14 protein-coding genes, 1 tRNA gene and 3 rRNA genes are annotated in these 23,181 nt (G+C 49.5%); 11 read left to right on the top strand and 7 right to left on the bottom strand.

Translation table 11 applies throughout. The features are described 5' to 3' along the window. Position 1: 1 nt before the first annotated feature. Positions 2–2,194 carry a fatty acid oxidation complex subunit alpha FadB gene (gene fadB, locus ACX9GV_RS16325; protein WP_473196211.1) on the bottom strand — a complete coding sequence of 731 codons (2,193 nt, stop codon included), beginning with the start codon at positions 2,192–2,194 and terminating at the stop codon, positions 2–4. 328 nt (positions 2,195–2,522) lie between these two features. Between fadB and pepQ the strand changes: the two genes are divergently transcribed. The 8 genes from pepQ (at position 2,523) to rrf (ending at position 12,042) form a co-directional block, all read left to right on the top strand. Then, positions 2,523–3,854: a Xaa-Pro dipeptidase gene (pepQ, locus tag ACX9GV_RS16320; protein ID WP_473196210.1), complete on the top strand. Its 1,332-nt coding sequence runs from the start codon at positions 2,523–2,525 to the stop codon at positions 3,852–3,854. Further along, a complete protein-coding gene (locus tag ACX9GV_RS16315) occupies positions 3,854–4,468 on the top strand; it encodes an IMPACT family protein (protein WP_473198052.1) in 615 nt (204 codons plus the stop codon). The genes pepQ and ACX9GV_RS16315 overlap by 1 nt, the downstream gene beginning before the upstream one ends. 35 nt (positions 4,469–4,503) lie before the next feature. Then, positions 4,504–5,955 (top strand): Trk system potassium transporter TrkH, encoded by a 1,452-nt coding sequence (trkH, locus tag ACX9GV_RS16310; protein ID WP_473196209.1) that lies wholly within the window; start codon positions 4,504–4,506, stop codon positions 5,953–5,955. A gap of 21 nt (positions 5,956–5,976) precedes the next feature. Next, positions 5,977–6,510 carry a menaquinone-dependent protoporphyrinogen IX dehydrogenase gene (gene hemG, locus ACX9GV_RS16305; RefSeq protein ID WP_023491992.1) on the top strand — a complete coding sequence of 178 codons (534 nt, stop codon included), beginning with the start codon at positions 5,977–5,979 and terminating at the stop codon, positions 6,508–6,510. Between the two features lie 412 nt (positions 6,511–6,922). Beyond that, a 16S ribosomal RNA gene (locus tag ACX9GV_RS16300) occupies positions 6,923–8,464 on the top strand. Between the two features lie 87 nt (positions 8,465–8,551). Beyond that, positions 8,552–8,627, top strand: a tRNA-Glu gene (locus ACX9GV_RS16295). 228 nt (positions 8,628–8,855) lie between these two features. Continuing rightward, positions 8,856–11,762 (top strand): 23S ribosomal RNA (locus tag ACX9GV_RS16290). A 164-nt stretch (positions 11,763–11,926) separates the two neighbouring features. Then, a 5S ribosomal RNA gene (gene rrf, locus ACX9GV_RS16285) occupies positions 11,927–12,042 on the top strand. The 16S, 23S and 5S rRNA genes sit together here with 1 tRNA gene alongside, the layout of an rRNA operon. Positions 12,043–12,477: 435 nt before the next feature. Here rrf and actP read toward each other — a convergent pair. The 4 genes from actP to ACX9GV_RS16265 form a co-directional block, all read right to left on the bottom strand. Next, positions 12,478–14,130 carry a cation/acetate symporter ActP gene (gene actP, locus ACX9GV_RS16280; protein ID WP_473196208.1) on the bottom strand — a complete coding sequence of 551 codons (1,653 nt, stop codon included), beginning with the start codon at positions 14,128–14,130 and terminating at the stop codon, positions 12,478–12,480. Then, complete coding sequence (locus ACX9GV_RS16275; RefSeq protein ID WP_023489798.1) at positions 14,127–14,438, bottom strand: DUF485 domain-containing protein; 312 nt, start codon at positions 14,436–14,438, stop codon at positions 14,127–14,129. Before ACX9GV_RS16275 ends, actP begins: the two co-directional genes overlap by 4 nt. 270 nt (positions 14,439–14,708) lie before the next feature. After that, positions 14,709–16,667 (bottom strand): acetate--CoA ligase, encoded by a 1,959-nt coding sequence (gene acs / locus ACX9GV_RS16270; RefSeq protein WP_037387139.1) that lies wholly within the window; start codon positions 16,665–16,667, stop codon positions 14,709–14,711. 213 nt (positions 16,668–16,880) lie between these two features. Then, positions 16,881–17,459: an NTP transferase domain-containing protein gene (locus ACX9GV_RS16265; RefSeq protein WP_023489882.1), complete on the bottom strand. Its 579-nt coding sequence runs from the start codon at positions 17,457–17,459 to the stop codon at positions 16,881–16,883. Between the two features lie 217 nt (positions 17,460–17,676). On the opposite strand from ACX9GV_RS16265, the gene ACX9GV_RS16260 reads away from it, so the two are divergent. The 3 genes from ACX9GV_RS16260 (at position 17,677) to ACX9GV_RS16250 (ending at position 21,385) form a co-directional block, all read left to right on the top strand. After that, the gene (locus ACX9GV_RS16260; RefSeq protein WP_473196207.1) at positions 17,677–18,804 is read left to right on the top strand and encodes a sugar diacid recognition domain-containing protein; all 1,128 of its coding nucleotides are present in this window, start codon (positions 17,677–17,679) and stop codon (positions 18,802–18,804) included. Between the two features lie 137 nt (positions 18,805–18,941). Beyond that, complete coding sequence (locus ACX9GV_RS16255; RefSeq protein WP_473196206.1) at positions 18,942–20,213, top strand: GntP family permease; 1,272 nt, start codon at positions 18,942–18,944, stop codon at positions 20,211–20,213. Between the two features lie 11 nt (positions 20,214–20,224). Further along, entirely contained in the window at positions 20,225–21,385 is a 1,161-nt protein-coding gene (locus tag ACX9GV_RS16250) for a glycerate kinase (protein WP_473196205.1), read from the top strand. A 271-nt stretch (positions 21,386–21,656) separates the two neighbouring features. Here the strand turns inward: ACX9GV_RS16250 and ACX9GV_RS16245 are convergent, their stop codons facing one another. After that, complete coding sequence (locus tag ACX9GV_RS16245) at positions 21,657–22,319, bottom strand: hypothetical protein (protein WP_023489886.1); 663 nt, start codon at positions 22,317–22,319, stop codon at positions 21,657–21,659. 132 nt (positions 22,320–22,451) lie between these two features. Beyond that, positions 22,452–23,033: a 4'-phosphopantetheinyl transferase family protein gene (locus ACX9GV_RS16240; RefSeq protein ID WP_473196204.1), complete on the bottom strand. Its 582-nt coding sequence runs from the start codon at positions 23,031–23,033 to the stop codon at positions 22,452–22,454. Between the last annotated feature and the right edge of the window lie 148 nt (positions 23,034–23,181).

Genomic DNA, 23,181 nt, shown 5'->3' with positions numbered 1-23,181 from the left:
CTTATGCCGGTTGGCCAGTGGAAAAGTCAGACAGCGCCGCTGTCACCACCGGGTAGTAGCTTTCGTTACGTTCTGCTTTGGCGAGCAGACCGGCTGGAACCTGGTACTGAGGCCCCAGATAAGCGTAATGCTGTGCCATTTTGACATAATTAGCGGTACCGAGCGTATCCAGATAGCGGAATGCACCACCATGAAACGGAGGGAACCCAATGCCATAAACCAGTGCCATATCTGCCTCAGCCGGGCTGGCGACGATACCTTCCTCCAGGCAACGAACCACTTCGTTAATCATGGGGATCATCATCCGAGCGATGATCTCGTCACTGCTGAAGTCCTGAGCGGATTGGCTGGTTGCAGCCAACAGCGTATCGGTTTGCTGGTCGTACTCTTTACGTGGTGCTCCTTTGCTGTCCTGGCTGTAGCGGTAGAAGCCCAACTGGTTTTTTTGACCGTAACGTTGGTGATCAAACATAACGTCGATGGCATCACGGCAATTTTTGCTCATACGCTCAGGGAAACCGCTGGCCATGACCGCCTGCGCATGGTGGGCGGTATCAATGCCGACAACGTCTAACAGGTAAGCCGGGCCCATTGGCCAGCCAAACTGTTTTTCCATCACGTTGTCGATCTGGCGGAAATTCCCCCCATCGCGCAGTAGCAGGCTAAAACCGGAAAAATAGGGGAACAACACGCGGTTAACGAAGAACCCTGGGCAATCGTTGACCACTATCGGTGTTTTGCCCATGCGGATGGCATAAGCGACAACGGCGGCAATCGTGTGGTCACTGCTCTGTTCACCACGAATAATTTCTACTAAAGGCATGCGAGGCACGGGATTAAAAAAGTGCATACCGCAGAAATTCTGTGGCCGCTGCAATGATTTTGCCAACTGACTAATCGGGATGGTTGAGGTGTTAGAAGCCAGAATAGTCTCTTCGCCAACCAACGCTTCTACTTCTGACAGCACGGCGGCTTTCACTTTCGGGTTTTCGACTACAGCTTCAACAATCAGTTGTGCACGTTCAATACCGGCGTAATCAAGACGGGGCTGAATGGTTGATAACACTTGCGCCATCTTCAGACCATCCAATTTGCTACGAGCCAGTTGCTTGTTCAGGAGCTTGGCGGCTTCACTCATGCCAAGCGCCAAGGATTTGTCATTGATGTCTTTCATTATGACCGGCACACCTTTCAGTGCCGATTGATAGGCGATTCCGCCCCCCATAATCCCGGCCCCTAATACCGCCGCTTGCTGTGGTGCTTCAATGTTTTTCGCCAGTTTCTTGGCTTTGCCTTTGACGAACTGCTCATTGAGGAAAATGCCCACTAAAGCACGGGCTTCGCTAGAGCCGGCTAAAGGCACAAAGCTGGCGGTTTCCAATTCTAGTGCTTCATTACGGCCCAGCTTGGCGGCGGCTTCAATCGTTTTTACGGCTACCATGGGGGCTGGGTAATGCGTCCCCGCATGCTGCAACACTAGCCCTTTGGCTGTGGTGAAGCTCATTGCCGCTTCGGTCGCATTAAGTTTTAGCGGTTCCAGTTTCGGTTGGCGGCGCGCACGCCAGTCAAGCTGACCATTAATCGCCAGTTGTAGCATTTTTAGCGCCGCTTCAGGCAATTTCTCGTTAGCGACCACCGCATCGATCAGACCGACTTTAAGGGCTTCTTGAGCATCAATATCTTTGCCGGCGGTAATAATTTCCAGTGCGCTGTCATTGCCTAACAGACGAGGTAAACGCACGGAACCGCCAAATCCCGGCATAATACCCAGCTTGGTTTCCGGAAGACCGATACGCACATCTGGCGAAGCGATACGAAAATCAGTCGCCAGAACACATTCACAGCCGCCCCCCAAGGCGTAGCCGTTAATGGCGGCGATAGTCGGTACCGGCAAGTCTTCCAGGCGATTAAAGATGGCATTGGCAAACCGCAGCCACTGATGAAGTTGTTCAGCTGGAGCCGCAAACAGTGAGAGAAATTCGTTGATATCAGCCCCAACAATAAAGGCGGCTTTGGAGGAGCGCAGCAGTAACCCTTTCAGCTCGGTCTGTTGTTCCAGCACATCAAGTGCAGCCCCGAGACTGGCCACCGTGCCGGTATCGAGCTTGTTGACCAAGCCTGGCGCGTTGAATACTAACTCGGCAATGCCGTTGTCGAGCCACTGTACTTGCAATGTTTCGCCTTGGTAGAGCATGTCTATCTCCTGAGTCTGCAGGTGTTATCTGGTACGACCAGATGATAAGAAGTGTGGTTTTTATGTTAAAAATATGCAAATTACAGAGTGGATATTTGCAAACCTGATCACAGGAAAAATGTATAATTTACTGATATATGGTGTTTTTTATGGTTGTGCAAGCAATGCCATTGGAAATTGTGTTGGTTTCGGAGCGGTTTTCATTGCCTTATGTCACGGGGTGATGGTGGTTTGGTGAACATACCATAGGCACAAGGTGATGGGGTTGGCGCACAGGATCAGTATGTTAAGATGCTCTCTTCCGTTCTGAGGGGATAAAGGTATTGCGATGGAAACACTGGCTGCTTTGTATAACGACCACCTGGTAGCACTGCAAAAACGGGCTTGTGAGGTATTAGCACGTAACAAGCTGGATGCGTTGCTGATTCATTCCGGGGAACTACAACGGGTATTTCTGGATGACCAATACTATCCGTTTAAAGTGAACGCCCACTTTAAAGCCTGGGTGCCAGTGACTTCCGTACCGAATTGTTGGTTATGGGTTGATGGTGTTAACAAACCCAAGCTTTGGTTTTATTCCCCAGTGGATTATTGGCATAGCGTTGAGCCATTACCGAACAGTTTCTGGACCCAATCCGTTGAATTACTGCCGCTGGTTAAGGCGGATGACATCGGCAGCCAACTGCCACCACAGCGCGGGCGTGTAGGCTATATCGGTTATGCACCACAGCGCGCACTTTCCCTGGGTATTGCCGAGGAAAATATCAATCCACAAGCAGTGTTGAATTACCTTGATTTTCATCGTTCGTGCAAAACGGCTTATGAGTTGGCCTGTATGCGTGAAGCGCAGAAGATGGCGGTCATAGGCCATCGTGCGGCTTATGAGGCATTTCAATTTGGTCTGAGTGAGTTTGATATAAATCAGGCTTATCTGACGGCAACAGGGCACCGTGATACCGACGTACCCTACGATAATATAGTGGCTCTCAATGAGCATGCCGCCGTGTTGCATTACACCAAACTGGAGCAACAGCCACCTGCTGAGTTACGCAGCTTTTTGATTGATGCGGGTGCTGAATATAACGGCTATGCTGCCGATCTGACTCGTACTTATGCTGGGCAGAGTGATAATGCTTTCGCCAGATTGGTGAAAGACCTTAATAGTGAACAATTGGCTTTAATTGATACCATAAAAGCCGGGGTACGCTATACCGACTATCATCTGCAGATGCATCAGCGGATTGCCAAACTCCTGAAAAACCATAAGCTGGTGAATGGTCTTAGTGAAGAGGCCATGGTAGAGCAAGGGATTACCAGCCCATTCCTGCCACATGGCTTAGGCCATCCGCTTGGGTTGCAGGTACATGATGTGGCGGGATTTATGCAAGATGAGGAGGGTACTCAACTCGCAGCACCAGCTAAACATCCTTTCTTGCGTTGTACGCGCGTATTACAGCCAGGTATGGTGTTGACTATCGAACCCGGGTTGTACTTTATTGAATCACTGTTGGCACCATGGCGTAACGGTGCATTTAGCAAACATTTTGCTTGGGATCGTATTGATGCCCTGAAACCTTTTGGTGGCATTCGTATTGAGGACAATATTGTGATTCATGACAAGCGTATCGAGAATATGACACGAGACCTTCATTTGTCTTGATGGAACCTTACTTGATCCCTGATGCGGCTATCAGCGTCAGTGAAGAGATAAAAAAGAGCCGCTTTATCACCTTGCTGGCACCAACCTGTGGGGTAGACGCAGCGAAAGCTTTCATCCAGCAGGTTCGTGCAGAACACCCCACCGCCCGGCATCACTGCTGGGCTTTTGTTGCTGGTGCCCCCAATGATTCGCAGCAATTGGGTTTTTCGGATGATGGTGAACCTTCTGGTACGGCGGGTAAACCTATCTTGGCTCAATTGATGGGGAGCGGTATTGGTGAAATTACTGCCGTCGTCGTGCGCTACTATGGTGGGGTTAAATTAGGTACCGGGGGCTTGGTGAGAGCTTATGGCAGTGGAGTACAACAGGCACTGAAACAACTGGTTGTCAGCTACAAGATCCCACAGATTGCCTATACTTTGCAGTGCGATTATGCCCAGTTGGCATTGGTTGAAAATCTGATCCAGCACAGTGAAGGACACATTATTCATGGGGAATATGGTGTTGCTGTTGTGCTACACATAGCATTACCAGCCACAGTCACTGAGATATTCGGGAATAAATTGCGTGATCTTAGCCGAGGAAGTTTGCACTTAATCCCTATCTCGCAATAGTTACCGTCAACTAAATGGTTAAGGATCGTGCTGGAATGCATTTTCGCTCTATAACCCGTATCGTGGGACTCTTGGTTATTCTGTTTTCCGGGACGATGTTTATTCCGGGCTTGGTGTCATTGATATACCGAGATGGTGCTGGGCGTGCTTTCAGCCAGACCTTTGTGGTTGCAGTGACGATTGGCTTGGTTCTCTGGTGGCCAAATCGTAAACAGAAACACGAACTCAAGCAGCGTGAAGGCTTTCTGATAGTGGTGTTGTTCTGGACCGTGCTAGGTAGCGTTGGAGCATTGCCATTTCTATTTTCTGAATATCCCAATTTAACGTTGACTGATGCGTTTTTTGAATCTTTCTCTGGTTTAACCACCACGGGAGCGACAACGTTGGTCGGGTTGGATTCCTTGCCTAAGGCGATTCTGTTTTATCGCCAAATGCTGCAGTGGCTGGGGGGGATGGGGATTATTGTATTGGCTGTAGCCATACTGCCTATTCTGGGGGTTGGCGGTATGCAACTGTATCGTGCTGAAATGCCGGGCCCACTGAAAGACAACAAGATGCGGCCGCGGATTGCTGAAACCGCTAAAACCTTATGGCTTATCTATCTATTACTGACCGTTGTTTGTGCCCTTGCATTGTGGGCGGCAGGCATGTCAGCGTTTGATGCCATCGGCCATAGCTTTTCGACGATTGCAATTGGTGGTTTCTCTACCCACGATGCTAGTATTGGCTACTTCGACAGCCCAACCATTAATACCATTATTGGTATCTTCCTATTAATATCTGGCTGCAACTTCGGCCTGCATTTTGCGCTGTTAACTGGACGTAGCTTGAAAATCTATTGGCGAGATTTGGAGTTCCGCATGTATATTGCGGTGCAGTTCACGCTGATTTTTCTGTGCATTGTTATATTGTGGTGGCATGGCGTCTATAAAACCGGCATGGAAACTATTAATCAGGCATTCTTTCAAGTGGTTTCCATGGCAGGTACAGCAGGCTTCACCACCGATAGCTTTTCACAATGGCCGCTGTTTTTGCCAATATTGCTATTGTGTGCCTCATTTATTGGGGGTTGTGCGGGGTCAACCGGGGGCGGACTGAAAGTGATCCGCATCTTATTGTTATATCTACAAGGCTCGCGCGAACTGAAGCGGCTAGTGCATCCGAATGCCGTGTATACCATCAAGTTAGGTAACCGTGCGTTGCCGGAACGTATCCTCGAAGCAATATGGGGGTTCTTTTCGGCCTATGCGCTGGTGTTTATCGTTAGCATGTTGGCTATTATTGCAACGGGGGTGGATGAGTTCTCAGCTTTTGCTGCTGTTACTGCTACCCTTAACAACCTAGGGCCTGGACTGGGTGTCGTTGCTGACAATTTTACCACTATGCCGCCAGCCTCAAAGTGGATTTTGATTTTGAATATGTTGTTTGGCCGCTTAGAGGTTTTTACGTTGCTGGTTCTTTTCACACCGACATTTTGGCGTGACTAACATTACTCAAAGGGGAGCGCCATGAAGGCACTGATTCTTTATTCGAGCCGTGATGGACAAACACAAGCGATTGCTTTCTATATTGCTAACAAACTGCAGGACACGCTGAATTGTGACGTTATCTCGCTGCAACAGGCCGACGATATTGATTTGACGCAGTACCAACAGATATTGATCGGTGCCTCGGTGCGTTATGGGCGTTTCCATCCGGCACTGAAAAAGTTTGTTAAGCGCAATGCAACGCAGTTGAATCACATACCCAGTGCATTCTTTGCTACTAATCTGACAGCACGTAAGCCAGAAAAACGGTCACCACAAACGAATGCCTATACACGCAAGTTTTTGCTCTCCTCACCATGGCAACCTAAGCAGTGTGCTGTGTTTGCCGGTGCTTTGCGTTATCCGCGTTACCGCTGGTTAGATCGAGTGATGATTCGTCTTATTATGAAAATCACGGGTGGGGAAACGGATACCAGTAAAGAAGTAGAATATACCGACTGGCAGCAAGTTGATCGTTTTACCCAGGAATTCAGCCATATTCAGCATGAAAAGTGATAGAAAGCTGAATAAAAGCGCGCTTTGCCGAAAAAAGACGCGGTTGAAATGTTTTTTGAATTTAGGGGTTGCGGTGAACTGAGAACTCCCTATAATGCGCCTCCACTGCTCGGGAACAACGGCTGACAAGTCGCCCAGGCAGGAAGAAGCAACCCGGTGAAAACACCGTCTCTTGTAGAGAAAAAGGTTGACTCTTCAGCGGGAAGAAGTATTATCTGCCTCCCGCGTTACCAGGAAGTTTTGGTAACCACGCTCTTTAACAATTTATCAGACAATCTGTGTGGGCACTCACAAAGACGATATCCAGTTGCTTCAGCAACAAAAAAATATCAAGTCTTAAAGAGTGACTCATGTAAGTAAAATTCATGCAGTAATCTTTGAGCATCGCTATTAACTTAGCAAATCAAGCTTTTAATTGAAGAGTTTGATCATGGCTCAGATTGAACGCTGGCGGCAGGCTTAACACATGCAAGTCGAGCGGTAGCACAGGGGAGCTTGCTCCCTGGGTGACGAGCGGCGGACGGGTGAGTAATGTCTGGGAAACTGCCTGATGGAGGGGGATAACTACTGGAAACGGTAGCTAATACCGCATAATGTCGCAAGACCAAAGTGGGGGACCTTCGGGCCTCACACCATCGGATGTGCCCAGATGGGATTAGCTAGTAGGTGGGGTAATGGCTCACCTAGGCGACGATCCCTAGCTGGTCTGAGAGGATGACCAGCCACACTGGAACTGAGACACGGTCCAGACTCCTACGGGAGGCAGCAGTGGGGAATATTGCACAATGGGCGCAAGCCTGATGCAGCCATGCCGCGTGTGTGAAGAAGGCCTTAGGGTTGTAAAGCACTTTCAGCGAGGAGGAAGGGTGGTGTGTTAATAGCACATCACATTGACGTTACTCGCAGAAGAAGCACCGGCTAACTCCGTGCCAGCAGCCGCGGTAATACGGAGGGTGCAAGCGTTAATCGGAATTACTGGGCGTAAAGCGCACGCAGGCGGTTTGTTAAGTCAGATGTGAAATCCCCGAGCTTAACTTGGGAACTGCATTTGAAACTGGCAAGCTAGAGTCTTGTAGAGGGGGGTAGAATTCCAGGTGTAGCGGTGAAATGCGTAGAGATCTGGAGGAATACCGGTGGCGAAGGCGGCCCCCTGGACAAAGACTGACGCTCAGGTGCGAAAGCGTGGGGAGCAAACAGGATTAGATACCCTGGTAGTCCACGCTGTAAACGATGTCGATTTGGAGGTTGTGCCCTTGAGGCGTGGCTTCCGGAGCTAACGCGTTAAATCGACCGCCTGGGGAGTACGGCCGCAAGGTTAAAACTCAAATGAATTGACGGGGGCCCGCACAAGCGGTGGAGCATGTGGTTTAATTCGATGCAACGCGAAGAACCTTACCTACTCTTGACATCCAGAGAACTTTCCAGAGATGGATTGGTGCCTTCGGGAACTCTGAGACAGGTGCTGCATGGCTGTCGTCAGCTCGTGTTGTGAAATGTTGGGTTAAGTCCCGCAACGAGCGCAACCCTTATCCTTTGTTGCCAGCGATTCGGTCGGGAACTCAAAGGAGACTGCCGGTGATAAACCGGAGGAAGGTGGGGATGACGTCAAGTCATCATGGCCCTTACGAGTAGGGCTACACACGTGCTACAATGGCGTATACAAAGAGAAGCGACCTCGCGAGAGCAAGCGGACCTCATAAAGTACGTCGTAGTCCGGATTGGAGTCTGCAACTCGACTCCATGAAGTCGGAATCGCTAGTAATCGTAGATCAGAATGCTACGGTGAATACGTTCCCGGGCCTTGTACACACCGCCCGTCACACCATGGGAGTGGGTTGCAAAAGAAGTAGGTAGCTTAACCTTCGGGAGGGCGCTTACCACTTTGTGATTCATGACTGGGGTGAAGTCGTAACAAGGTAACCGTAGGGGAACCTGCGGTTGGATCACCTCCTTACCTAAAGATATTGCTTCGCGTGAAGTGCTCACACAGATTGTCTGATGAACAGTAATGAGCAAAAGCGTCATAAAAGTACGGTGTCGTGTCCCCTTCGTCTAGAGGCCTAGGACACCGCCCTTTCACGGCGGTAACAGGGGTTCGAATCCCCTAGGGGACGCCAACTGCTTCCGACCTTCCCGGTGAAAGCGGCGGTCTTCAGTATCTGACGATACTTTTTATCTTAAAGATGATTCTGTGGAGTCATGTTTAAGATATTGCTCTTTAACAATCTGGAACAAGCTGAAAATTGAAACTTCAGCGCATCAATGAGTTAACTGACATTGATGGCGTTGAAAGAGTCTCTCAAATAATCACAGCCATAAGGTGTGTAGACATCTTCGGGTTGTGAGGTTAAGCGACTAAGCGTACACGGTGGATGCCTAGGCAGTCAGAGGCGATGAAGGGCGTGCTAATCTGCGAAAAGTGTCGGTAAGGTGATATGAACCGTTACAACCGACAATACCCGAATGGGGAAACCCAGTGCAATTCGTTGCACTATCCTGTCATGAATACATAGTGGCAGGAGGCGAACCGGGGGAACTGAAACATCTCAGTACCCCGAGGAAAAGAAATCAACCGAGATTCCCCTAGTAGCGGCGAGCGAACGGGGAAGAGCCCAGAACCTGAATCAGTTTGTGTGTCAGTGGAAGCGTCTGGAAAGTCGCACAGTAAAGGGTGATAGTCCCGTACACGAAGATGCACAGATTGTGAGTTCGATGAGTAGGGCGGGACACGTGTTATCCTGTCTGAATATGGGGGGACCATCCTCCAAGGCTAAATACTCCTGACTGACCGATAGTGAACCAGTACCGTGAGGGAAAGGCGAAAAGAACCCCGGCGAGGGGAGTGAAATAGAACCTGAAACCGTGTACGTACAAGCAGTGGGAGCCTACTTGTTAGGTGACTGCGTACCTTTTGTATAATGGGTCAGCGACTTATATTTTGTAGCAAGGTTAACCGAATAGGGGAGCCGTAGGGAAACCGAGTCTTAACTGGGCGAATAGTTGCAAGGTATAGACCCGAAACCCGGTGATCTAGCCATGGGCAGGTTGAAGGTTGGGTAACACTAACTGGAGGACCGAACCGACTAATGTTGAAAAATTAGCGGATGACTTGTGGCTGGGGGTGAAAGGCCAATCAAACCGGGAGATAGCTGGTTCTCCCCGAAAGCTATTTAGGTAGCGCCTCGTGAATTCATCTTCGGGGGTAGAGCACTGTTTCGGCTAGGGGGCCATCCCGGCTTACCAACCCGATGCAAACTGCGAATACCGAAGAATGTTATCACGGGAGACACACGGCGGGTGCTAACGTCCGTCGTGAAGAGGGAAACAACCCAGACCGCCAGCTAAGGTCCCAAAGTCATGGTTAAGTGGGAAACGATGTGGGAAGGCACAGACAGCCAGGATGTTGGCTTAGAAGCAGCCATCATTTAAAGAAAGCGTAATAGCTCACTGGTCGAGTCGGCCTGCGCGGAAGATGTAACGGGGCTAAACCATGCACCGAAGCTGCGGCAGCGACGCTTAGGCGTTGTTGGGTAGGGGAGCGTTCTGTAAGCCTGCGAAGGTGACCTGTGAGGGTTGCTGGAGGTATCAGAAGTGCGAATGCTGACATAAGTAACGATAAAGCGGGTGAAAAGCCCGCTCGCCGGAAGACCAAGGGTTCCTGTCCAACGTTAATCGGGGCAGGGTGAGTCGACCCCTAAGGCGAGGCTGAAAAGCGTAGTCGATGGGAAACAGGTTAATATTCCTGTACTGGGTGTTACTGCGAAGGGGGGACGGAGAAGGCTAGGCTATCCGGGCGACGGTTGTCCCGGTTCAAGTGTGTAGGGGGGTAGACCAGGCAAATCCGGTTTACTATCAACCCTGAGGCACGATGACGAGTCTCTACGGAGATGAAGTAGTTGATGCCCTGCTTCCAGGAAAAGCCTCTAAGCATCAGGTAACATTTAATCGTACCCCAAACCGACACAGGTGGTCAGGTAGAGAATACTCAGGCGCTTGAGAGAACTCGGGTGAAGGAACTAGGCAAAATGGTGCCGTAACTTCGGGAGAAGGCACGCTGGCGTTAGGTGAAGGGATTTACTCCTGGAGCTGAAGCCAGTCGCAGATACCAGCTGGCTGCAACTGTTTAATAAAAACACAGCACTGTGCAAACACGAAAGTGGACGTATACGGTGTGACGCCTGCCCGGTGCTGGAAGGTTAATTGATGGGGTTAGCGGCAACGCGAAGCTCTTGATCGAAGCCCCAGTAAACGGCGGCCGTAACTATAACGGTCCTAAGGTAGCGAAATTCCTTGTCGGGTAAGTTCCGACCTGCACGAATGGCGTAATGATGGCCAGGCTGTCTCCACCCGAGACTCAGTGAAATTGAACTCGCTGTGAAGATGCAGTGTACCCGCGGCAAGACGGAAAGACCCCGTGAACCTTTACTATAGCTTGACACTGAACATTGAGCCTTGATGTGTAGGATAGGTGGGAGGCTTTGAAGTGTGGACGCCAGTCTGCATGGAGCCAACCTTGAAATACCACCCTTTAATGTTTGATGTTCTAACTCGGCCCCATAATCTGGGGTGAGGACAGTGTCTGGTGGGTAGTTTGACTGGGGCGGTCTCCTCCCAAAGAGTAACGGAGGAGCACGAAGGTTGGCTAATCACGGTCGGACATCGTGAGGTTAGTGCAAAGGCATAAGCCAGCTTGACTGTGAGAGTGACGGCTCGAGCAGGTACGAAAGTAGGTCTTAGTGATCCGGTGGTTCTGAATGGAAGGGCCATCGCTCAACGGATAAAAGGTACTCCGGGGATAACAGGCTGATACCGCCCAAGAGTTCATATCGACGGCGGTGTTTGGCACCTCGATGTCGGCTCATCACATCCTGGGGCTGAAGTAGGTCCCAAGGGTATGGCTGTTCGCCATTTAAAGTGGTACGCGAGCTGGGTTTAGAACGTCGTGAGACAGTTCGGTCCCTATCTGCCGTGGGCGTTGGAAGATTGAGAGGGTTTGCTCCTAGTACGAGAGGACCGGAGTGAACGCACCCCTGGTGTTCGGGTTGTCATGCCAATGGCACTGCCCGGTAGCTAAGTGCGGAAAAGATAAGCGCTGAAAGCATCTAAGCGCGAAACTTGCCTCGAGATGAGTCTTCCCTGGGCCTTTAAGGCCCCTGAAGGAACGTTTAAGACTAAGACGTTGATAGGCTGGGTGTGTAAGTGCAGCGATGTATTGAGCTAACCAGTACTAATGAACCGTGAGGCTTAACCTTACAACACCGAAGGTGTTTTGACCTGATACCAGGATATCGGGTAGAGAGATAGCGATAATCAGCTTGTTCTACAGATTGAAGATGAGAGCAACAAAGATTTTGAGGTATATAGGGGCAAGGTGGATTAACTGAAACCTGTTTCCTGTGACCTGAAACCTGATTTGCCTGGCGGCCTTAGCGCGGTGGTCCCACCTGATCCCATGCCGAACTCAGAAGTGAAACGCCGTAGCGCCGATGGTAGTGTGGGGTCTCCCCATGTGAGAGTAGGACACTGCCAGGCATCCAAATAAGTAGAAAGCCCCGTGCGCAAGCATGGGGCTTTTTGCTTTTGTGATTTTTTATAAAACAGTTATCTCTTCTCTGATTCAAGCCATAGCGGAATAGGGAACTGAGGGAAACGTCGTTGACGGTGGCCCCACAGGGAGTATCAGGATGAGACGAATACGGTGTAGGCACTGCCAGGCATTCAATCAAGTAGAAAGCCCCGTGCGTAAGCATGGGGCTTTTTGCTGTGTACGATAAACAGTTATCGCTTCTCTGATTCAAGCCATTGCGGAATAGGGAACCGAGGGGAACGCCGTTGACGGTGGCCCCACAGGGAGTCTCAGGGTGAGACGAATACTGTGTAGGACACAGTCAGGCATTCAATCAAGTAGAAAGCCCCGTGCATAAGCATGGGGCTTTTTGTTATGAACAACAGTTATGCACAACAATGTTAGTGAGGCCTGCCCTGTAAAATGCCTACTCCGGTTTGTGATCGTACAAACTGAGAACGGAAACGCTCGCGCTCTTGCTTGCCGGTGACCGAATTATCAGTGACAGAGAACAACCAAGTGCCAATAAATGCAATGAAGATAGAGAATAGTGCAGGATATTCATAAGGATAGATTGGCTTAGCATGACCGAGGATTTGCACCCAAATCGTCGGGCCTAAAATCATCAGGATAACTGCCGTTAACAAACCTAGCCACCCACCAATCATTGCCCCTCGAGTAGTCAGGCGTGACCAATACATGGAAAGAATGATGATAGGGAAATTACAGCTAGCAGCAATAGAGAAAGCGAGTCCTACCATGAAGGCAATATTCTGTTTCTCAAATAGGATCCCTAGCATAATGGCAATGATCCCAAGTAGGAGGACCGTGATTTTGGATACTTTAAGCTCATTACGCTCGGTTGCTTTACCGTCTTTAATCACGCAGGCATACAGATCATGAGAGACCGCTGAAGCCCCTGCCAACGTTAAGCCAGCGACTACCGCCAGAATAGTGGCAAATGCCACCGCTGAGATAAAGCCGAGGAAGAAACTTCCGCCGACGGCATCAGCCAGATGCACGGCTGCCATATTATTTCCACCAAGTAACGCTCCTGCCGCATCCTTGAATGTAGGATTTACACTGACGAGTAGGATGGCACCAAATCCGATAATAAACGTCAGAATATAGAAATAACCAATAAATCCAGTGGCATAAAACACGCTCTTGCGTGCCTCTTTGGCATCACTAACGGTAAAGAATCGCATCAGGATATGCGGCAATCCAGCGGTACCAAACATTAACGCCAGACCTAAAGAGAGTGCGGATATCGGGTCGGATACCAAGCCCCCCGGGCTAATGATGGCAATCCCTTTTGGATGTACCTTTACGGCTTCAGCGAATAGAGTGTTAAAATCGAAATTCACCGTTTTCATGACCATAAACGCCATAAAGCTGGCACCTGACAACAATAGGACGGCTTTAATGATTTGTACCCAAGTGGTCGCCAGCATGCCCCCGAATAACACATATAGAACCATCAATATACCAACCAATATTACGGCGACATGGTAATTGAGGCCAAAAAGCAACTGAATCAGTTTACCAGCCCCGACCATCTGGGCGATGAGATAGAGAGCGACCACCACTAAGGAGCCACAGGCGGAAAGGATACGAATGGGTTTTTGTTTTAATCGGTAAGAGGCTACGTCAGCGAAAGTATAGCGCCCGAGGTTACGTAACCGTTCGGCAATAAGAAAAAGGATGATTGGCCAGCCGATCAGGAAGCCAATAGAGTAAATCAGACCGTCATAACCCGAGGTATAGACCAATGCGGAGATACCGAGGAATGAAGCCGCAGACATAAAGTCACCAGCAATAGCCAAACCATTTTGTAACCCAGTAATACGCCCACCTGCCGTATAGTAATCGCCACGGGAACGTGTACGTTTGGAAGCCCAATAAGTAATGTAAAGCGTGGCTCCTACGAACAGGACAAACATGATGATGGCTTGAACATTCAGTGGCTGGCGCTGGACAGCCCCACCAATGGCATCGGCATAGGTTAGCGTGGGCAACATGAGCAGCGTGCTGAGTGATAACAATTTTTTCATTGCTGCACCTCGTTTAAAATCTCAGCATTGAGGCGATCAAATTCGGTGTTAGCACGGTAAGTGTAAATGCCGGTTAATATAAAAGAGAGCACAATTAAACCCATCCCGATGGGAATACCTCGGGTAATGGTTAAGCCAGCATAAAGGGGCGTTCCAAGCCATTGAGGGTCGAAAGCAATCAAAAAGATAAAACTGACATAGATAGTCAGTGTTATGACTGATAATAACCAGGCAAAGTGGCTACGTTTTTTCACCAATAATTTAAAGCGCGGATTATCTTCGATTTTTTGATAAAGCTCTTCATTCATCAGATGTTCTCCTCTGGGTATTAAATAATGGCATCGCTAATTACTTTTTTTCTATTGCCTCATTTGTTGAATTGTAGGCAGCCATTACCTACCCCAGCAGAATTCTCTGGGATGGATGATGGCTACTTTAGGAAACGATTAGCTACACTTGGCGTTTTTTAAGCGACAAATGTTACTACGTGTCGTTATTCCGTTTGTGTCTGGTAAGCGCTAGTTTATATGCAGGCTGTTCAGCGGATAAAGACCAATGAACAGCCTGCTACGGCAAAATCAGGATGGAACGCTCATGGATTGTTTCTCTTCTAGCAGCTTGTCTACGACAGCCGGATCCGCCAGTGTTGAGGTATCCCCCAAGTTACTGGTATCACCAGTGGCAATTTTGCGTAGAATGCGGCGCATGATTTTACCGGAACGTGTTTTCGGCAAAGAGTCAGTCCAATGAAGCACGTCAGGTGTGGCAATGGCTCCAATTTCTTTACGTACCCAATCACGCACCTCAGCATACAGTTCTGGCGTCGGCTCTTCCCCATGATTCAGCGTAATGTAGGCGTAAATGGCCTGACCTTTGATGCTATGGGGGATGCCCACCACAGCGGCTTCGGCAATTTTAGGATGGGCAACCAGGGCGGATTCAATTTCGGCGGTTCCCAAACGGTGTCCGGAAACGTTCAATACATCATCAACACGGCCAGTAATCCAATAATAGCCATCTTCGTCACGGCGGGCACCGTCACCACTGAAATACATCCCTTTAAAGGTGGAAAAGTAGGTTTGCTCGAAACGGTCATGATCACCAAATAGAGTACGAGCTTGTCCTGGCCAGGAGTCGGTAATGACCAGATTCCCTTCACAAATCCCCTCTTGCGGTGTTCCCATATTGTCCACCAGGGCGGGCTGTACCCCAAAGAACGGGCGCGTTGCCGAGCCAGCTTTTAACTCGGTAGCACCTGGCAGCGGGGTGATCAGGAAACCACCCGTTTCAGTTTGCCACCAAGTATCGACGATAGGGCACTTGGCGTTACCAATCTTGTTGTAGTACCACTCCCAGGCTTCCGGGTTGATGGGTTCACCCACCGAGCCCATGATGCGCAGTGAATCCCGCTTGGTATTTTCAATCGCCTTATCCCCTTCAGCCATCAAGGCACGTATAGCGGTGGGGGCGGTATACAGGATATTAACCTGATGTTTATCGACGACTTGTGATAAGCGGTTGACGCCAGGGTAGTTCGGCACCCCTTCGAACATCAGCGTGGTGGCACCACAAGCCAATGGGCCATATAACAGGTAGCTGTGACCCGTCACCCAGCCTACATCTGCGGTGCACCAATAAATATCCCCTTCATGATAATCGAAGACATATTTAAAGGTCAGAGCAGCATAGACCAGATAGCCCCCAGTGGTATGCAAGACGCCTTTGGGTTTACCGGTGGAACCTGAGGTATACAGGATAAACAGCGGATCTTCCGCATTAATCTCTTCCGCTGGGCAATCAGCAGTGACATCTTTAATCAGTTCGTGCCACCAAAGGTCGCGGCCTGCTTGCCAGGGACCTGCTTTACCCGTGCGTTGGAAAACCACCACATTGTTGATACTTTTCACCCCAGGATTTTTTAGTGCATCATCGACATTTTTTTTCAGGGGCACAGTGCGACCAGCACGCAGACCTTCATCAGCGGTGATCACCAGTTTTGCGTTGCAATCAATGATACGGCCTGCGATGGCTTCAGGGGAGAAACCGCCAAAGATCACGGAATGTATGGCACCAATGCGAGCACAAGCCAACATGGCAACTGCCGCTTCTGGCACCATTGGCATATAGATAGCGACCACATCGCCTTTTTTTACACCCAGTTTTTTTAATACATTAGCGAACTGGCAGACATCATGATGCAGTTGTTTATAACTCACTTTTTTCGACTGAGTGGGATCATCCCCTTCCCAAATAATGGCGGTCTGATCGCCACGCTCAGCCAAATGACGATCCAAACAGTTGGCAGAGAGGTTCAGAGTACCATCTTCAAACCAGCGGATACTGATATGACCAGGGTCGAAGGAGGTGTTCTTAACCACCGTATAGGGTTTGATCCAATCCAGGATCTTCCCTTGCTCACCCCAAAATGCTGCCGGGTCTTGTACTGATTGTTGATAATATTGTTGATATCGTGCTGGATTAATCAGGGCACGCTCTGCAATTGCAGACGGAATGGGGTGTTTATGCACTTGGCTCATGTTTTTCTCCTTATGTGTGTTAATAATATGTCAACAAATGGTTAATTGATCTTCTACCATGATGTTTTGTTTCTTTTTTGTGTGGCATATCACGTAATGAATGAGCTGATTTGCAGTAGCGATACCTAAATTCGTTCAGCTACTCTCTATCTGAAGTTTGAATCGATTTAAGTATCGGTTGCCAGTTTGTCAATCCGCGAGTTTTGACAGTGGTTATTGATGGAGAGGATGCTGCAGTAATTTTTGATATTCTTCTTGAGTATCAATGTCATAATGAATGCCGTTTTCCTGCACCTCAAGAAATCGATAATCCCCCAGCTCAATGACCTGCTTCATTGATAATTTAGGGTCAGCCATATTAATGCGCTCAATGATGGAAGCTGGCAGCAGTACTGGGTGCCCTCTCTCTTTATGATAGCGGGGGACTAGCGCAAAGGGCCCTTTTTCTTGCCATAATGCGGCGTAAATCCCATGTCTGATGCAAGGTAGATCGCCTAAAGTCAGAAAGAAGTAGGGGCTACGTACCTGTTGGACACCAGTACGAATGGAAGATAACATTCCCTGCTGGTAATTGGCGTTATGCACCACCTCAATCTGTGGATGTTGGTGATAGTAAGCTGCTAACTCCTCACCACGAAAGCCGCTGACGACAATGACTCGTTGGCAAAACGCCAACGCATTGGCGATTGCGGTATCAAGAATAGTCCCGTTACCGTAAGGCAGCATCATTTTCCACTGCCCCATGCGTGTTGACATCCCGGCGGCTAGCATTACGCAATCAATATGGGTCATCGTTTACCTACCTGCTGGTACCCATTCATTACTGAATGTAAGGAATCGGAATTATTGACTGATACCCGTTGTCATTCAAGCAGCAGGGGCGCTTTCTTCGATTCTGTTGAAGCCGAGCACAGAGTTCGCATTATGTGGCACAGCCAGATGCGTCTTTGCCCTGCTGATAGGTATAATTCATACTTTTGCTCATTGGCCATTAACATTAAGGAACACTATGCCCTCCCCTGAGTTGAAGGAAAGCACCGCTCGCCAAATAGTTCAGCGTGCGATGAGCATCTTGAAACACTCCGTCAATGTGATGAACAACCGTGGCGTCATCGTTGCATCTGGGGATGCCTCACGTTTGCACCAGCTTCACGAAGGCGCATTACTGGCGCTGGCCGAGAATCGCGTGGTGGAAATTAACGAAGCCTCGGCATTGCTATTAAAAGGGGTTCGTCCGGGAATCAATGTCCCCATCTTGTTTCGCCAGGAGCTGGTAGGGGTGATTGGGATATCAGGCCCACCGGATGAAGTCAGAGCTTATGCTGAATTGGTGGGAATGGCGGCAGAATTGGTTATCGAACAGGCTGAAATGTTAGAGCAGTCGCAGTGGGAGAAACGTTATCGCGAGGATTTAGTCCAACTCTTGATCCAGCCCGCGAGTGATCCGGTGATGGTCAGTTCAATTGCGACCTATCTCGGGTTGGATATGACACTCCCCCGTATTGCGGTGATTATTTCGTTAGATGAACGGGCTCATGATCAGTCACCGGCTCTGATTAATCGTCTGACGAGTTTAGGTAAAGAAAGCCTGGTTGCCATGAATGAGTTACATCGTTTCGTGTTGTTGCAACCGCTCAAACTCTCCCACAATACCGAGGTGAACAAGGCGATTGACCGGGTAATGCGGCGGATAAAACAGAATATTAGTGATGAATTCGCAGTACGTATTGCGGTGGGTGGCTATTTCCCCAGTGAGGATGGCCTTTATCGCTCCTATTTAAGTGCCAAGGCCATGTTTGAAACGGCGACGCTAATTCAGTCACGCAAAAGTATTACCAGTTATCAGGAACACTGGTTCCCCGTGCTTTTTAATCATTTTTCCCAAAGTTGGCAGGCTGAAGAGTTAAGTCGATCATGGTTGATACTCAAAGCCGCTGACCGTAAATCGGTATTATGTTCGACATTGCGCAGTTATTTTGATCAAAACTGTGATGTTACGCATACCGCTGAACACCTCAAAATTCATGTCAACACCTTGCGTTACCGACTGCAAAAAATAGGCCAGATTACCAATTTAAATATCAATGAGTTAAATAGCATTGTTCAATTGTTTATCGGCATGAAAATGCACCCATAAATTGTTCTTTACTCCAAATTACGCCCTGCCATAACCCCTCTTTTTTGGTGGTTTCTCTCAAGATTTTTCGTCATTTCTTTGAATAATGGCGCAAGGTAATCAACTTTTAATCAAAACAACACTTCCAGGAGACCAAGATGGTGACTGTTCCCGTGTCTGCAACAGGCGCATTGATAGCACTTATTGTCGCTATTATATTAATTTTGCGAAAAGTGCCCCCTGTTTACGGCATGATGGCCGGTGCTCTGGTCGGGGGACTGATTGGCGGCGCAGACCTGATAGAAACCATCAAACTCATGGTGACAGGTGCGCAAGGTATTACCAACGCCGTATTACGCATTTTGGCCGCGGGGGTGCTGGCTGGCGTACTGATTGAATCTGGTGCAGCCAATACCATCGCCGAAACCATTGTGCGTAAAGTGGGTGAGCATCGGGCACTGCTGGCGCTGGCAGTGGCTACCATGCTACTGACTGCGGTAGGTGTATTTGTGGACGTGGCTGTTATTACCGTTTCCCCCATTGCGTTAGCGATAGCCCACCGTGCTGACTTATCCAAAACAGCTATCCTGTTGGCGATGATTGGTGGGGGCAAAGCCGGTAACGTGATGTCACCGAATCCAAACACCATTGCCGCTGCAGACAACTTCCACGTTCCACTAACATCCGTTATGGCGGCGGGGATTATCCCTGGTCTGTGTGGCCTGGTGATTGCCTATCTATTGGCTCGTCGTCTGGTGACTCGCGGCAGCAAAGTGACAGCCGCAGAACTGGTTGAACACAAGCAGGGTGAAATGCCGGGATTCTTGGCCTCCATTACGGCCCCTTTTGTCGCCATTGTGTTGTTGGCTCTGCGTCCGATCACCGGTATTGCCATTGACCCGCTGATTGCGCTGCCAGTAGGCGGACTGGCGGGTGTATTGGTGATGGGGCGGCTACGTAATACTAATCAGTACATTACTTCCGGCCTGGCACGTATGGCCCCGGTGGCGATTATGCTGTTAGGTACCGGGACGCTGGCAGGTATTATCGCCAATTCCGGTTTGAAAGATGTCTTAATCAGCGGCCTGACGGCTTCGGGCATGCCATCTTATCTATTGGCACCGTTCTCCGGGGCATTAATGTCGATGGCTACCGCCTCAACCACGGCGGGTACTGCTGTCGCTTCCGCGGTATTCAGTTCAACCCTGATGGATATGGGTATCACTGCCCTGGCAGGAGCCGCCATGATCCATGCGGGTGCGACGGTCTTTGATCATATGCCTCACGGTAGTTTTTTCCATGCTACGGGTGGTTGTGTCTACATGCCAGTACATGAGCGCCTGAAATTGCTGCCTTATGAAACGTTGGTCGGCCTGACCATTGCCTTCGTTTCTACGCTGATGTTTGGTGTATTTAATCTTGCTGGTTAATGGAGTGAAAAATGAAAATTGTTATTGCCCCTGACTCATTTAAAGAAAGTTTGAGTGCGATGGATGTAGCAAACGCAATTGAACAAGGATTTAGAGAAATATACCCGCAGGCGGAATACATCAAACTACCGATGGCGGATGGTGGCGAAGGTACTGTTGAGTCAATGGTTGCTGCTACTGGCGGTAAACGTGTCGAACTGTCGGTTACCGGTCCATTAGGTCAGCCCGTGGAGGCTTTTTACGGCTGGCTAGGGGATGGAAAAACTGCGGTCATTGAAATGGCAGCCGCTTCAGGCCTGCATTTGGTGGCAAATGAACAGCGGAATCCCTGCCTGACGACGACATTTGGTACCGGTGAATTGATACTGGCAGCCCTGGATCAGGGTGCGCGTAATATTATTCTCGGTATTGGCGGCAGCGCGACCAATGATGGTGGCGCAGGCATGATGCAAGCCCTCGGTGCACGTCTACTCGACAAACAGGGTAACGAATTGGCGCGTGGCGGCGCCGCTCTGTCTCAGATCGCCAAGATTGATTTGTCGCACCTTGACCCGCGTTTAGCGGGTGTCGATTTACGGGTAGCTTGTGATGTTGATAACCCGTTATGCGGTCCTAAGGGCGCTTCTGCGGTGTTTGGCCCACAAAAAGGTGCGACGCCTGACAGGGTTGCTCAGCTTGATGCTGCCTTAAAGGTATGGGGAGAGCATATTGAGCAGACAACGGGACGACAGGTGATTGATCTTCCTGGTGCTGGGGCTGCAGGTGGAATGGGTTCTGCACTATCTGGATTATTAATGGGTCGTCTGGAGCCGGGTATCAGTATCGTCACTGATGCCTTGAATCTGGCTGCAGCTGTACAAGGGGCTGATCTGGTTATTACGGGTGAAGGGCGTATCGATAGCCAGACCGTGCGGGGTAAAACCCCAATGGGTGTGGCAAAAGTGGCACAACGTTTTGCGGTACCGACTATCGCCTTGGCGGGGGGCATGACCAAAGATTATGCGGTAGTTCATGAGCATGGTCTGGATGCCGTATTCTCTGTGGTAAACCGCATTGTTACGTTGCCGGAAGCGATGGGTGAAGCGGATGAGAATTTGCGTGTCACTGCGCGCAATGTTGCCGCCGTATGGCAAATGGCTGAGCGTAATAAAGCGGCAAAACAGACCGCTTAATACGTTGTTTGGGGCTAGCGCCAAGAGTTCGTCCAAGTTGTAGCAGTGATACCCATGTGCCCGGTCACAATGTTAATTTGTGGCCGGGTAATCTTTAATCTTATCCCTAAGATTCATCCATCAAAGCCAGTCTACCTCTGGTACAAATCTTATGGCGACTGACCTGCCATCTTACTGAGTTCGAGTGTCTACTTGCCGTTATCTTGGCGAGCATGATTGCGCTGATGCCTGGACTTATTACAGTAGAAGAGTATTCAGGCAAGTGTGCAGATTATCCTTTTCCCTTTGAGGATGGTTGTACGCGGCCCTTTCGCTTATTCACCAGGCGTTGCTTGGCCTTTTTTACCGAGATGAGTGTACGGTCTGGGAAATAAGCAGCTAACTCTGTTAGGGGCAGATGGAGGTGTTTTTCCAGTTTTTTTAACTCTTCCGGTTGCCACATTCGCTGCTTGCCCGGCCCACTGCAACCAAAGAAACGTAGCCCCATATCATTGGCTTTGATTTTCACCGCGTCGATGGTGCGCCCCACGAGCTTATCTACCGTCGCGGTGCCAAGAAGTGGGTAATATTTTTTCAATATTTTACACTCTTGAGCACTCCAGTTGCGTGCACTAACCACCCCGATGGTGTACGCCATCATAAAAATAGTTTTACGGGTTCGCCCTGGCAGCAGTTGCATAACACGGGTGATACCTTCACCGTTGGCATAATGTGTGCGTATGATGTCTTTTTCTGCTTCACTCCAGAGGGTGGAGGCAGCTTTGCTGCAGCCCAACTTGTTGGCACACATTCTGACGGCAGTGGCGGTTCTGCCAAGGTGCTCGGCAATTTTGCTGGTAGGGGTTTTGCCATAATGCGCTTCTACATAACGCATTTCAGACAATAGCCAGGGTTGCCGGTGGTTTGGACAGTGTGAACTGTCGTTGCGTATCATTGGAATTTCTCCGTATTAGACATACGGTAGCAATTTTAGGATTTTTCTCGTTACCGGTAAACCATCGCAAGAGATTTCGGTAAAAGTGACTGTTCCTGTCAGCCTAAAGGGTGGGGATAACGCTTATGCCATTTAGGGCTGTTTCGCGGCAATTAACGTTATTACCTGTTCATCATCAAAAAAATATTTCCCCTGCACTACTTTCCCCTTCCGCCAACCACGGCCCAGTTCTTTTTGCAATTCAATGGCAAACTCGCCCTCTTTCAGGGCCACCAAAGACAGGGCGGTGAAATCCAAATGGGTATGGACTTGTGGATAGATAAACTTATAAAAAGCCTCTTTGGCCGAGAATAGCAATGTTGCCGCCTGGCATACGCTTAATCCCGGCGAGGTTTTAACCCACTCTCGCTCTGGTACGGTGAAGACCAGATGTTCCAGCGATGGCAGCATTTCTTGCGGTACCGTTTTTTCGATATCGATCCCGACGCCAGCGTATTCTGACTGCCAAACTGCACAGGCAATGACTCGGTTATCTGTGTGCGACAGGCTACCGTAAGTGCCCGCAGGCCAACGAGGTGAACGGTCGGCATTCCGCCCCACCCGTGGTGCCGCCATTCCCAACCCGCAGAGAGCTTGGACGGCACAATAACGGCCCGCCAGATATTCAATGCGCCGCGATTCAATGCTGAGTTGGATCTCTTTAGGTAACGTCATGCAATAAGGCAACAGTTGCCGCACATCAATAGACGGTTTATCTAACAGGTAATATCAGATGCTGATCGCGTCTACAGTGAAATGTCTAGCAAACTCAAGACGGGTGAGCCCATTCACACCACAACTCCATCGTCATGATAAGTAAAAA

Source organism: Serratia sp. 25CWL12 (assembly GCF_055790885.1).
Note: the sequence above shows the minus strand (reverse complement) of the source record. Positions and strands in the feature narration are given on the sequence as shown.

Coding starts and splice junctions, on each gene's coding strand:
- hemG (WP_023491992.1), top strand. CDS start 5,977: ATGAAGGCACTGATTCTTTATTCGAGCCGTGATGGACAAACACAAGCG.
- ACX9GV_RS16275 (WP_023489798.1), bottom strand. CDS start 14,438: ATGAATGAAGAGCTTTATCAAAAAATCGAAGATAATCCGCGCTTTAAA.
- fadB (WP_473196211.1), bottom strand. CDS start 2,194: ATGCTCTACCAAGGCGAAACATTGCAAGTACAGTGGCTCGACAACGGC.
- ACX9GV_RS16265 (WP_023489882.1), bottom strand. CDS start 17,459: ATGACCCATATTGATTGCGTAATGCTAGCCGCCGGGATGTCAACACGC.
- pepQ (WP_473196210.1), top strand. CDS start 2,523: ATGGAAACACTGGCTGCTTTGTATAACGACCACCTGGTAGCACTGCAA.
- ACX9GV_RS16255 (WP_473196206.1), top strand. CDS start 18,942: ATGGTGACTGTTCCCGTGTCTGCAACAGGCGCATTGATAGCACTTATT.
- ACX9GV_RS16315 (WP_473198052.1), top strand. CDS start 3,854: ATGGAACCTTACTTGATCCCTGATGCGGCTATCAGCGTCAGTGAAGAG.
- ACX9GV_RS16250 (WP_473196205.1), top strand. CDS start 20,225: ATGAAAATTGTTATTGCCCCTGACTCATTTAAAGAAAGTTTGAGTGCG.
- actP (WP_473196208.1), bottom strand. CDS start 14,130: ATGAAAAAATTGTTATCACTCAGCACGCTGCTCATGTTGCCCACGCTA.
- acs (WP_037387139.1), bottom strand. CDS start 16,667: ATGAGCCAAGTGCATAAACACCCCATTCCGTCTGCAATTGCAGAGCGT.
- ACX9GV_RS16240 (WP_473196204.1), bottom strand. CDS start 23,033: ATGACGTTACCTAAAGAGATCCAACTCAGCATTGAATCGCGGCGCATT.
- ACX9GV_RS16245 (WP_023489886.1), bottom strand. CDS start 22,319: ATGATACGCAACGACAGTTCACACTGTCCAAACCACCGGCAACCCTGG.
- ACX9GV_RS16260 (WP_473196207.1), top strand. CDS start 17,677: ATGCCCTCCCCTGAGTTGAAGGAAAGCACCGCTCGCCAAATAGTTCAG.
- trkH (WP_473196209.1), top strand. CDS start 4,504: ATGCATTTTCGCTCTATAACCCGTATCGTGGGACTCTTGGTTATTCTG.